11 protein-coding genes are annotated in these 11948 nt (G+C 64.8%); all 11 read left to right on the forward strand.

Translation table 11 applies throughout. From position 1 onward, the window contains the following. Positions 1-82: 82 nt before the first annotated feature. Positions 83-781 carry a hypothetical protein gene (locus AXW83_RS06680; RefSeq protein ID WP_066611726.1) on the forward strand — a complete coding sequence of 233 codons (699 nt, stop codon included), beginning with the start codon at positions 83-85 and terminating at the stop codon, positions 779-781. Beyond that, the gene (locus tag AXW83_RS06685; protein ID WP_066611727.1) at positions 781-1557 is read left to right on the forward strand and encodes an SDR family NAD(P)-dependent oxidoreductase; all 777 of its coding nucleotides are present in this window, start codon (positions 781-783) and stop codon (positions 1555-1557) included. Before AXW83_RS06680 ends, AXW83_RS06685 begins: the two co-directional genes overlap by 1 nt. Positions 1558-1660: 103 nt before the next feature. Further along, positions 1661-2662 (forward strand): LysR family transcriptional regulator, encoded by a 1002-nt coding sequence (locus tag AXW83_RS06690; protein ID WP_082767467.1) that lies wholly within the window; start codon positions 1661-1663, stop codon positions 2660-2662. Positions 2663-2835: 173 nt separating this feature from the next. Beyond that, positions 2836-3807, forward strand: a complete 972-nt coding sequence (locus AXW83_RS06695; protein WP_066611728.1) for a sugar-binding transcriptional regulator — start codon at positions 2836-2838, stop codon at positions 3805-3807. Positions 3808-4090: 283 nt separating this feature from the next. Then, the gene (locus AXW83_RS06700) at positions 4091-5341 is read left to right on the forward strand and encodes an ABC transporter substrate-binding protein (RefSeq protein WP_236841926.1); all 1251 of its coding nucleotides are present in this window, start codon (positions 4091-4093) and stop codon (positions 5339-5341) included. 117 nt (positions 5342-5458) lie between these two features. Beyond that, positions 5459-6322, forward strand: a complete 864-nt coding sequence (locus tag AXW83_RS06705) for a carbohydrate ABC transporter permease (protein WP_066611730.1) — start codon at positions 5459-5461, stop codon at positions 6320-6322. 2 nt (positions 6323-6324) lie between these two features. Beyond that, positions 6325-7155 carry a carbohydrate ABC transporter permease gene (locus AXW83_RS06710; RefSeq protein WP_066611733.1) on the forward strand — a complete coding sequence of 277 codons (831 nt, stop codon included), beginning with the start codon at positions 6325-6327 and terminating at the stop codon, positions 7153-7155. Beyond that, positions 7152-8156: an ABC transporter ATP-binding protein gene (locus AXW83_RS06715; RefSeq protein WP_066611735.1), complete on the forward strand. Its 1005-nt coding sequence runs from the start codon at positions 7152-7154 to the stop codon at positions 8154-8156. The genes AXW83_RS06710 and AXW83_RS06715 overlap by 4 nt, the downstream gene beginning before the upstream one ends. Further along, the gene (locus AXW83_RS06720; protein ID WP_066611736.1) at positions 8153-8923 is read left to right on the forward strand and encodes an L-iditol 2-dehydrogenase; all 771 of its coding nucleotides are present in this window, start codon (positions 8153-8155) and stop codon (positions 8921-8923) included. The genes AXW83_RS06715 and AXW83_RS06720 overlap by 4 nt, the downstream gene beginning before the upstream one ends. Then, entirely contained in the window at positions 8911-10428 is a 1518-nt protein-coding gene (locus tag AXW83_RS06725) for a mannitol dehydrogenase family protein (RefSeq protein WP_236841843.1), read from the forward strand. Before AXW83_RS06720 ends, AXW83_RS06725 begins: the two co-directional genes overlap by 13 nt. A 2-nt stretch (positions 10429-10430) precedes the next feature. Beyond that, positions 10431-11903 carry a xylulokinase gene (gene xylB / locus AXW83_RS06730; protein WP_066611738.1) on the forward strand — a complete coding sequence of 491 codons (1473 nt, stop codon included), beginning with the start codon at positions 10431-10433 and terminating at the stop codon, positions 11901-11903. Positions 11904-11948 lie beyond the last annotated feature (45 nt).

Genomic DNA, 11948 nt, shown 5'->3' on the forward strand with positions numbered 1-11948 from the left:
GAGTTTCGTATAAGGGCGTCCAGATGCGGAGTCAACGCGTCTAGTCAAAGTTGCAAAACCAGAAAAAAACCGGAGGATTGCCGTGAGCTTGGCAGGTGAGGGGGCGGTCGCGATCTGGCACGACATCGCGCCGGAGGGGCGTGCGAATTTCTATGCCTGGCATGGGCAGGAGCATATGCCCGAGCGCGTCGGCATTCCTGGCTTCCTGCGCGGACGGCGTTATGTCGCGATAGAGGCGGATCTGGAATTCTTCAATCTCTACGAGGCGTTGAGCGTCGAAGTTCTCAAGAGCCAGGACTATGCGGCCCGCGTTAACGCGCCTACCCCATGGACGCTCGACGCCGTCAAGGCATTCCGTGACGTAGCGCGCTCGATCTGCCGCGTCGCTCATAGCGCGGGACCCGCGCAAGGCGGTCTGATGGCCACGCTGCGCTACGACGTGGCCGACGAAAATACGGCCGAACACAAGGGCGCGCTGCTGCGCCAGACCATTCCCGATCTGCTGGCCATGCCCGGCGTCGCCGGCGTGCACCTGCTGACGGCGGACGCGCAGGCGAGCGGCGTCGCAACCGCCGAACAGACTGCGCGCGGCGTTGCCAATGTCGTGCCGCGCTGGGTGCTGCTGCTAGAAGGCTGGGGTGACGAGGACAACTTCGTCGCGCTCGCCAAGGCCGAGCTGGCCTCCTTGAAGATGGATACGCTTGGGGCGCGGGGCCCGTATTCACTGGGGCTCTACCGCCACCAGATCACCCGGACCAAGACCGCCTGGAGCGCCGGCTGATGGGCGCGACCTACGACCTCACGGGCCGCGTCGCCATCGTCACCGGCGGGGCGGGCGGACTCGGGCGCGGCATCGCGCGGGCGCTGCTGGAGGCGGGGGCAAGCGTCGAACTCTGGGATGAGAATGAAGTAGCTCTGGACGAAGCGGCGGCCGAACTCGGCGCGAGGTCGCAGGCACGGCAACTCGACATCACTGACGCTGCGGCGGTCGACACGGCCGCCAAATCCGCCTTCGCGGCACATAGGCGCATCGACATCCTGATCAACAATGCCGGGATGCTCGGCGAGGTGAGGCCGGTCTGGGAAACCTCCCCCGAAAACTTTCAGCGTGTGCTGCAGGTTAATCTGTTCGGGGCCTATCTCGTCACCCGCGCCATCGTCGGGCGCATGCGCGTGCAGCCGGCACGGGATGCAACGCCGCATCACTTGCGCGGCCATGTCGTCAACATCGCCTCGATCCAGGGCAAGGAGGGCATGGCAATGGCCGCTGCCTATTCTGCCTCCAAGGCGGGGCTGATCGCGCTGACCAAGAGCGTCGCCAAGGAATGCGCTCGCGAAGGCATCATCGTCACCGCAGTGACACCGGCCGCCGCAGAGACCGCGATGGCCAAGCAAATATCCGCCGAACGCCGCGCAGACATTTTGGCCCGCATCCCGATGGGCCGCTTCGTCGAGATCGACGAGGTGGCGCGGCTGGTGCTCTGGCTCTCGTCGGACGAGTGCTCGTTCTCAACAGGCGGCGTGTTCGATTTGTCGGGGGGCAGGGCGAGCTATTGAGCGGCGGCTAGGCTCAGGACCTAATTGTCCGATTTGATATATAATTCACGGTGTCCGGGACGATGCTGTGATGGGTGATTTGTTTTTTCTGGGCGAGCGCCCGATGGCGCAGATCGCGGGGTATTTCCCGCAATCGCATGGCGTGCCGCGGGTCGATAAGCGTAGGGGACTTTCCGGCTTCTGCTCGACGGGATGCAGGGTTCGATGCCGTTGGCTGCGAGTGCCTGGCGGAACGGAGTGCTGTTGTAGCCTCTGTCGGCGATCAGCTCACGGCACGGGCGCTTCCACCCTCAGCGAGGCCGTGCGGCGTCTTGAGGCTAGCCTGGGCGTCCGCCTGTTTCACCGCACCACCCGCAGCGTCACGCCGACCGAGGCGGGCGCACGGCTAATCGAGCGGCTGACCCCGGCGCTTGCCGAGGTGGAAGCGGCGCTTGACGTCGTGACCGGCTTTCGCGACCGCCCGGCGGGCAAGCTTCGCCTAAACGTGCCCGTCAGCGCCGCGCGCCACGTGCTCCCCGCCATCCTGCCCGCCTTCCTGGCCGCTTATCCCGACATCGAGGTCGAGATCGTCGCCGAAGACAGCTTCGTCGATGTGCTGGCATCGGGTTGCGACGCCGGCATTCGCTACGATGAGCGGCTGGAGCAGGACATGATCGCGGTCCCAATCGGCCCCCGCTTTCAGCGGTTCGCCACGGCCGCCTCGCCTACCTATCTCGATCGGAACGGCCGGCCTGAGCATCCGCGCGACCTGCTCGCCCATGCCTGCCTGCGCGGCCGCTTCGCCAGCGGCGCTCAGACAACCCCTTGGGAGTTCGAGCGCGCCGGCGAGTTGCTGTGCGTTGAGCCTCGCGGACCGCTGGTGGTGCGCGTGGGCGCGGCCATCGATTTAGCTGTCGATGCAGCGATCGCGGGCAGCGGGGTCATCCAGCTCTTCGAAGGCTGGCTGCGGCCCCACCTCGAAAGCGGAGCGCTCGAACCCGTGCTGCAGGATTGGTGGCAATCCTTCTCCGGACCATTCCTCTACTATTCCGGCCGCCGCCTCGTTCCGCCGCCGCTTCGCGCCTTCCTGGACTTCATCAAGGGCGCAGCCGGGAACGGCCCATAACCGGCCGCCTCGACGCAGCGCGCCGATTGGGCGGGTCAGCAGGGTCCGCCCATCCTGGCGGCGGTAGCCATTTTGCCCTGCCCAGGCGCGCCCTGCTATCGATAGCGTCGGCGCCGCTTAACGGTTTCAATACCGAGCGCAGGTGTGTCGACCAGATTGGAGTGAGATCCCGCATGCGCAAGGAACTGCTGGAGGTTGAACCGGCCGACAAGGCCAGTGCCCGGATCGACGATGCCGCGCGCGCGGGCTGGCTCTATTACGTCGGCGGCAATACGCAGGACGAGATCGCGCGAAAGCTCTCCATCTCGCGCCAGGCTGCGCAGCGTCTGGTTGCGCTGGCAGTCACACTTCGTCTGGTCAAGGTGCGCATAGACCACCCGATTGGCGTCTGCATGGAGCTCGCGCACGTGCTGAAAGACAAGTTCGGCCTGGTCCATTGCGAGGTGACGCCGAGCGATCCCGACAATCGCTCGACGACGCTGGGGATCGCCAACGCGGCAGCCGCCGAGATCGAGCGCTGGCTCTCCCGGCCCGGTTCTACGGTAATCGGCATGGGCACGGGCGAGGAAATGCGCGCGACGGCGCTTCAAATCAGGCCGATGGAATGCCCGCAGCACAAGCTGGTCTCGTTGTGCGGTAACATCGCACCGGACGGTTCCGCTTCGCTTCTCGACTCCGTCAGTCGCGCGGCCGACATGGTCAAGGCGCCCCATTTCCCGATGCCTTGTCCGGTCATCGCCGCGTCCGCGGCCGAGCGCGAGAAGATCCTGTCGCAAAGCCATGTGAGGCAGGTGCACGCGCTCGCGGGTGGAGCCGACGTGACCTTCGTCGGCGTCGGTTCGATGGTAGAGGATGCCCCGTTGGTGGTGGACGGGTTCCTGTCGCTTGCCGAGATGCGCGCGATGATGGCGATCGGCTCGGCGGGCGAGATCACCGGATGGGCCTATGACGATGCCGGTGAATTCATCGAGGGCCTGACGAACGACCGGGCCACCGGCGTTCGCTTGCAGCGCGACCCCAAGACGCCGGTCATCGGCGTGTCCATGGAACCCGGCCGCCTTCGCGCGATCCGCGCAGCCTTGGCCGGGCGGCTGCTCAGTGGCCTGATCACTAGCGAGGAGATGGCCAGACGGCTCGTCGCCTGAGGCATCGGTTCTCCCGCTCGGACGCTCGCACTATCGCTTCCCCCTCGACGACCGACGCTCGCAATTCGGCTTGACTTGAAGATGGCCGAGTGATCATTTGCTTGTGTCTTGGGCAATTGCCCGCTGCGACCCCACGGAAGTCCTGGGATCACAGCGTCGGCGGCTGACCGCAGGACCAAGGACGCGATATCAGCGCCCACCAATTATCAGGGAGAGCGACATGGAACCCACCAAGAGGCTTCTTGCGATTGCCGCCGCCGTCTCGCTGTTTACGACCGGCGCGATGGCCCAGACCAAGCTCACTATCGCGACGGTGAACAACGGCGACATGATCCGAATGCAGGGATTGACCGCCGATTTCACCGCCAAAAATCCCGGCATCACCCTGGAATGGGTGACGCTGGAGGAGAACGTGCTGCGGCAGCGCGTCACGACCGACATCGCGACGAAGAGCGGCCAATTCGATGTTCTGACGATCGGCACCTACGAGGTTCCGATCTGGGCCAAGCGCGGCTGGCTCGTCGCGCTTGACGGCCTGGGCGCCGATTATGACGTCGACGACCTGATCCCGGCCATCCGGAGCGGGCTTTCCGAGGGCGGAAAGCTCTTCGCCTCACCCTTCTACGGTGAGAGTTCGATGGTGATGTACCGCACCGACCTGATGGATAAGGCCGGGCTGAAAATGCCCGACGCCCCGACCTGGCAGTTCGTCGGCGAGGCCGCACGCAAGATGACCGACAAGGCCAACGGCGTCTACGGCGTCTGCCTGCGCGGCAAGGCCGGTTGGGGCGAGAACATGGCGTTCCTCACCGCGACCTCCAACTCCTTTGGCGCGCGCTGGTTCGACGAGCAGTGGAAGCCGCAGTTCGATCAGCCGGAGTGGAAGGCGACGCTCGATTTCTACGTCAACCTGATGCGGGACGCCGGCCCTCCCGGGGCCTCGTCGAACGGCTTCAACGAGAACTTGGCTCTGTTCAACTCCGGCAAATGCGGCATGTGGATCGACGCCACCGTAGCGGCATCCTTCGTGACCAATCCGAAGGATTCCCAGGTCGCGACGAAGGTCGGTTTCGCGTTGGCGCCCGATAACGGCCTGGGCAAGCGCGGCAACTGGCTCTGGGCCTGGTCGCTGGCCGTGCCCGCCGGTTCCAAGAAGTCGGCCGAGGCGCAGAAGTTCATCTCCTGGGCCACGAGCAAGTCGTACGGGAACCTGGTCGCGGCCAAGGAAGGCTGGGCCAACGTGCCTCCCGGCACCCGCACCTCGCTCTATGCGAACGCCGAATATGCGAAAGTGCCCTTCGCAAAGATGACGCTCGATTCCATTAACGCGGCCGATCCCGCAAAGCCGTCGGTCAAGCCCGTGCCGTATGTCGGCGTGCAGTTCGTCGCCATCCCCGAGTTCCAGGGACTGGCGACCAATATCGGGCAGATCTTTTCCCAGACGTTGTCCGGCGGCGTGACCGTGGATGCCGCCCTGAAGCAGGCGCAGGAGATCAGCACCCGCGAGATGACCCGCGCCGGCTATATCAAGTAGCCTGGAAGCAGGTCTGGCCCGCCCCGCGCTCCTCCTCCCGGCGCAGGGGCGGGCCTCCCTTCGTCGATCCCCCAACGTGTCCGGCGCCAGATCGTCGTCGGGAGCCGCGAGGCCGCCATGGCAACCCTCCACGCCAACCGCCTGAGCCGCATCGCAGTCGCGCCGTCCGTGACGGTGCTTTTGGTATGGATGATCGTTCCGCTGGCGCTGACCGTCTGGTTCTCGCTACTGCGCTACAATCTGCTCGATCCCGGCACGGAATCCTTTGCGGGCCTTGGCAACTATCGGTACTTCCTGTCCGATCCGGCTTTCTTCAAGGCGCTCTTCAATACGCTGGCGATCGTCGTGAACGTTGTCGGGGCGAGCGTCGTCGGAGGTATACTGCTGGCGCTGCTGCTCGACCAACCGATCTATGGCCGCGGTATCGTGCGGATCATGATCATCTCGCCGTTCTTCGTCATGCCGACCGTTTCGGCGTTGGTGTGGAAGAACATGATGATGCATCCGGTGTCGGGAATCCTGGCCGCCGGCATGACGGCTCTTGGCCTGACGCCCATCGACTGGATCGGCGATCTTCCGCTCACCTCAGTCTCGATCATGCTTGCCTGGCAGTGGCTGCCATTCGCGACCTTGATCCTTTTGACGTCGCTGCAATCCTTGGACCAGGAGCAGAAGGATGCAGCCGAAATGGACGGCGCGGGCTTCGTCTCGCAGTTCGTTTTCATCACGCTGCCGCATCTGGCCCGCCCGATGGCGGTTATCGTCCTGATCGAGACCATCTTCTTGCTGAACGTCTTCGCCGAGATCTACGTGACCGGCACGGGCGGCACCGCCGGCAACCTGTCCTACCTCGTCTACTTCCAGGGTTTGCTGAACTTCGACGTCGGCGGCGCGTCCGCCGGCGGCATCGTCGCCGTCGTCCTGGCCAACATCGTCGCCGTATTTCTCATCCGCATCATCGGCAGAAACCTGGACAGCTGATCATGGCGCGCCGCACCTCGACCCTGCATCGCGTATCGGTCACCGCGCTCGCCTGGTGCGTCGGCTTTGTCATCTTCTTCCCCGTGCTCTGGACGATCCTCACGAGCTTCAAAACCGAATTCGACGCCTTTTCGCTCCCCCCGAAGTTCTTGTTCTTCCAGTGGACGACGGAGAACTACGCGGAGGTTCAGGCGCGGTCGAACTACGCGCGGTTCGCGATGAACTCGGTGGTGCTCGCGCTGGGCTCGACGCTACTGGCGCTCGTCTTCGCCATACCGGCCGCCTGGGCCATGGCCTTCCAGCCGACGAAGCGAACGCGGGACGTGCTCATGTGGATGCTCTCGACCAAGATGATGCCGCCTGTCGGAGCGCTGATCCCACTCTACTTGCTGTTTCGCGATTTCGGCCTGCTGGACACGCGCACTGGCCTCGTCCTCGTGCTGTTCCTGATCAACCTGCCGATCGTGATCTGGATGCTCTATACCTACTTCAAGGAAATCCCGGTCGATATTTTGGAGGCGGCGCGCATGGATGGCGCCTCCCTCTGGAAGGAGCTTGCCTTCGTTCTCGCGCCGATGGCACTCCCGGGCATCGCCTCTACGCTGCTCCTGAACGTCATCCTCGCCTGGAACGAGGCGTTCTGGACGTTGAATCTGACGACGACGAACGCAGCGCCCCTGACGCAGTTCATCGCGAGCTATTCGAGTCCCGAGGGGCTGTTCTGGGCGAAGCTTTCGGCCGCCTCGACGATGGCGATTGGCCCGATCCTGATCCTCGGCTGGTTCGCCCAGAAACAGCTGGTCCGCGGCCTCACATTTGGAGCGGTGAAATGACGGGCTCGATACAACTGATAGGCGTGGAAAAGGCGTTCGGCGACGTCAGGATCATCAAGGGCATCGACCTCGCCGTCGCCGCCGGCGAGTTCGTCGTCTTCGTCGGACCTTCGGGGTGCGGCAAGTCCACCTTGCTGCGGCTGATCGCCGGGCTGGAGGACACCACCAGAGGGAAGATCTCGATCGACGGCGTCGACGTGACGGATCTCCCCGCGGCCAAGCGAGGCCTGGCGATGGTGTTCCAGTCCTACGCGCTTTATCCGCATATGAGCGTGCGCGGCAATATCTCCTTCGGCCTCAGAATGGCCAATGTGCCCAAGCCCGAGATCGCAGCGAAGGTCGAGAAGGCGGCCCGGACGCTGAACCTGACCGATTATCTCGACCGCAAGCCCGGACAGCTCTCGGGCGGGCAGCGCCAACGCGTCGCCATCGGCCGCGCCATCGTCCGCGAACCCAAGGCCTTCCTGTTCGACGAGCCGCTCTCTAACCTCGACGCGTCGCTTCGCGTGCAGATGCGGCTGGAGATCACGCAGCTGCACAAATCGCTCGATGCGACGATGATCTACGTCACGCACGACCAGGTCGAGGCCATGACGATGGCTGACCGCATCGTGGTGCTCGACAAGGGGGTCGTGCAGCAGGTCGGCACGCCGCTGGAACTCTACCACCGCCCCGACAATCTCTTCGTCGCCGGCTTCATCGGTTCGCCCAGGATGAATTTCGTCGAAGGAGCGGAGGCCGAGCGGCACGGCGCGGCGACCATCGGCATCCGGCCCGAACATGTCGCATTAGGTGCAGCCGGCCCCCATACGGGCGTGATCCGGCTGGCGGAGCATTTGGGCTCGGACACCTTCCTCCATCTTGATGCGGGGCCGCTCGGGCCTTTGGTGGCGCGCACGCAGGGCGAGTTCCCCACCGAACCCGGCGGCTTAGTCAGCGTGTCGTTTCCCCTCGAACGCATCCATCGTTTCGACGCTTCCGGAAAGGTTCTTCGCGTATGAGATTGACTGAGAAGACCGCCATCGTGACCGGCGGCGCACGCGGAATCGGGCGGGCAATGGCTGAGGGCTTCGCCCGCGAGGGCGCGCGGATTTGCGTCGCCGACATCGATGGCGCGGAGGCCGCCAAGGTCGCCGCCGCGATCGGCGCCGATGCCTTCGCAATCGAACTCGACGTAACCCGATCGGCGTCGATCGCCCAATGCGTCGCCGAGGTCGAGCGGATCGCCGGAGGGGTCGATATCCTGGTGAACAACGCCGCGATCTTCGACATGGGTCCTATCGATGCGATCACCGAGGCGAGCTACGACCGTCTCTTCGCCGTAAACGTGAAGGGCACGCTGTTCATGCTGCAGGCGGCGGCCAGCTCCATGGTGGCTCGCGGCAAAGGCGGTAAGATCATCAACATGGCGTCGCAGGCCGGACGTCGCGGCGAGCCACTCGTAGCCGTCTACTGCGCCTCGAAAGCAGCGGTGATCAGCCTGACGCAATCGGCCGGTCTCGCGCTCATCCGTCACGGGATCAACGTCAACGGCATCTCGCCCGGCGTGGTCGACACGCCGATGTGGGAAGAGGTGGACGCGCTCTTCGCAAAATACGAGGACCGGCCGCCCGGCGAGAAGAAGCGCCTCGTCGGCGAGGCCGTCCCGTTCGGCCGCATGGGCACGCCGGAGGACCATGTCGGCTGCGCCGTGTTTCTGGCCTCAGACGAGAGCCGATACGTCGTGGCGCAAACCTTCAACGTCGACGGCGGACAATGGATGAGCTGATGCGGATGCGCACGCCCGCGGCATCCACGCCGATGCCCTTATCGACCGCAAGCCTCCGCGATCTCCCGACGGATGTGGCGACGCCCCGATACGACCGGGCCGCCGTCACCCCCGGTATCGTACATTTCGGCGTCGGCAATTTCCACAGGTCGCACCAGGCCGTCTATCTCGACGATCTGATGAACGCTGGCGCAGCGCTGGACTGGGGCATCGTCGGGGCCGGCGTGACTGTGTCCGACGCCGGGATGGCGCAGCGCCTCGCGTCGCAGGATTTCCTGACGACCCTGGTTGAGCAGGACGAGAACGGCCGCCGGGTTCGCGTCATCGGGTCAATAATCGATTTCGTTCGGCCCGGAGACACTGCGGCTCTTCTGGCCAAATTGGCCGATCCGCAGATCCGCATCGTGTCACTGACCATCACCGAAGGCGGCTATTTCATCGACGCGACCACGAGCCGCTTCGATGTCGAGCATCCTGATATCCAGCGCGACGCCCTTGACATTGCCAACCCGACAACGGTTTTCGGCTACCTCGTGGAGGGTCTTCGGCTACGACGGGCTGCGGGTTTGCCGCCGTTCACGATCATGAGTTGCGATAACATCCCTCATAACGGCGATGTTACGAGTGATGCCGTCCTACAGTTCGCACGTCGTATCGATCCGGACCTGGCCGAGTGGATCGCCGCCGAGGTCAGGTTTCCCAACGGAATGGTCGATCGCATCACGCCGGCGACAACCGATGGCCAGCGCCAATGGCTGGAGGCGAACCATGGCCTGTCCGACGCCGCGCCGGTATTCAGCGAGACCTTCAGGCAATGGGTTCTCCAGGACGATTTCTGCAACGGACGGCCGCCTCTCGAGAATGCCGGCGTTGCGTTCGTTGCGGACGTCACGCCGTTCGAGATCATGAAGATCCGGATCCTCAATGGCGGGCATGCTGCCATCGCCTATCCGGCCGCGCTTCTGGGCATTCATTTCGTCCATGACGCCATGAGGCACCCGCTCATCGCCGGCTTTCTAGAAAAGTTGACGGGCGACGAGATTATCCCGCAAACTCCCCCTGTGCCCGGCACGGACCTGCTGATCTACCAAGCCGAGATCGCCCGCCGTTTCGCCAATCCGGAGGTCGGAGACACCGTCCAAAGGCTGTGCCTCGACGGATCGAACCGGCAACCGAAGTTCATCGTTCCGGCCATCGCCGACTCACTCGCGAACGGCGGTCGGTTCAGTGGGCTCGCGCTCGTGTCGGCATTATGGTGCAGGTATTGCCTCGGGCGAACCGAGGACGGTCGGCCCATTGCGCCGAACGACCCTAACTGGGAAGGTCTTTCTAGGGTTGCGCAAGCAGCGCAAACCACGCCGACCGCATGGCTGGCGATGCAGGATGTGTACGGCGCCGTGGGCGATCACCCCGATTTCGTCTCGTCCTTCGAGGACGCACTGCGGTCGCTGGCGTCCGACGGCGTCTCAGCGACGCTGCAGCGCTGGCTGAAGAGCGGCGGTTGACGATGCACTTCATCGGGATCGACCTCGGCACCTCGGCCGTCAAGGCGGTCCTGGTCGATTCTTCTCAGCGCGTCGTCGCCAGCGGCGAGGCGCGCCTCAGCCGGCGATCGCTACACCCCGGATGGTCCGAACAGGATCCGGACGACTGGTGGGCGGCGACCTTGAAGGCGCTTGCCACCCTGCGGGCCGATAGCACCGAGGCCTGGGGCCGCGTGACCGCGATCGGCTTGTCCGGCCAGATGCACGGCGCGGTTGTGCTCGACGCGCAAGGCGTCGTGCTGCGCCCGGCGATCCTTTGGAACGACGGACGCAGCCACGAGGAGTGCTCGGATCTGGAGCGGGTCGTTCCGGAGCTCGGCCGCAAGGCCGGCGTTCCAGCGATGCCCGGCTTCACCGCGCCGAAGCTGCTCTGGCTGCGGAAGCACGAGCCCGACGTGTTCTCGCGCATCGCGCATGTCCTGTTGCCGAAGGATTTCATCAGGCTCAAGCTAACCGGCGAGTATGCGACGGATCGTTCTGACGCCGCCGGCACGCTCTGGCTCGACCAGGCCGGCCGAAGCTGGTCCCCGGAGCTCGTCGCCGCGTCGGGTTTGACGCTCGCTCATATGCCGCAGCTTATGGAAGGAACCGACGCCGGCGGCTCCCTGTCCATGTCGATCGCGCGCGAACTTTGCTTGTCGCCGGGCGTGGCCGTAGCGGCCGGCGCCGGCGACGCCGCCGCGGGAGCGATCGGGGTCGGCGCGATCGATGAAGGCGATGCGTTCCTGTCGCTGGGCACCTCGGCTCAGCTCTTCAGGGCGACCGGGAGCTACCGCCCGCGGCCGGAACGCTTCCTGCACGCCTATTGCCACGCTTTGCCGGACCGGTGGTTCCAGATGGCCGCGATGCTGAACGGCGCGGCCTGCCTGTCGTGGATCGCCGACGTGCTGAAAGAGCCCGATATCGGCGCATTACTGCAACGAACCGAGCACGAGGCGCCGCGACCGACGGGCCTGATGTTCCTGCCCTATCTGTCGGGCGAGCGGACCCCACACAACGATCCTTCAGCACGGGGGGCCTTCATCGGACTGAGCCCTCACACGACGCCGGCATCAATGGTGCGCGCGGTGCTCGAAGGTGTCGCCTTCTCATGCCTCGACGCCAAGGACTGCCTCTCGGCGGCCGACACGCCGCTTTCGTCTTTGAGCGTTATCGGTGGCGGTTCGCGGTCCGACTTCTGGATAAGGGTCGTTGCCTCGGCGATTGACCTTCCCCTGACCCGCCATGACGGCGGCGAGCAGGGGCCGGCCTTCGGCGCCGCGCGGCTTGCCAGGCTGGCCGTCACCGGGGAGGCGGTCCGCGACGTCTGCATGAAGCCGCCGGTTCGCGACGTGATCGCTCCGGACCCGTATCTAGCGTCGTTTTATGGGGAGCGGATGCCACGCTTCCGCGATCTCTACGCAAGGTTGAAAGGCGCTTTCGATGCCTGTTCCTAGCTCGATCGCGGTTACGTCGCGCAAGCATCCTGAGATGGCCTGGGG

Origin of the sequence: Bosea sp. PAMC 26642 (assembly GCF_001562255.1) — a bacterium.
Classification (GTDB): Bacteria; Pseudomonadota; Alphaproteobacteria; order Rhizobiales; family Beijerinckiaceae; genus Allobosea.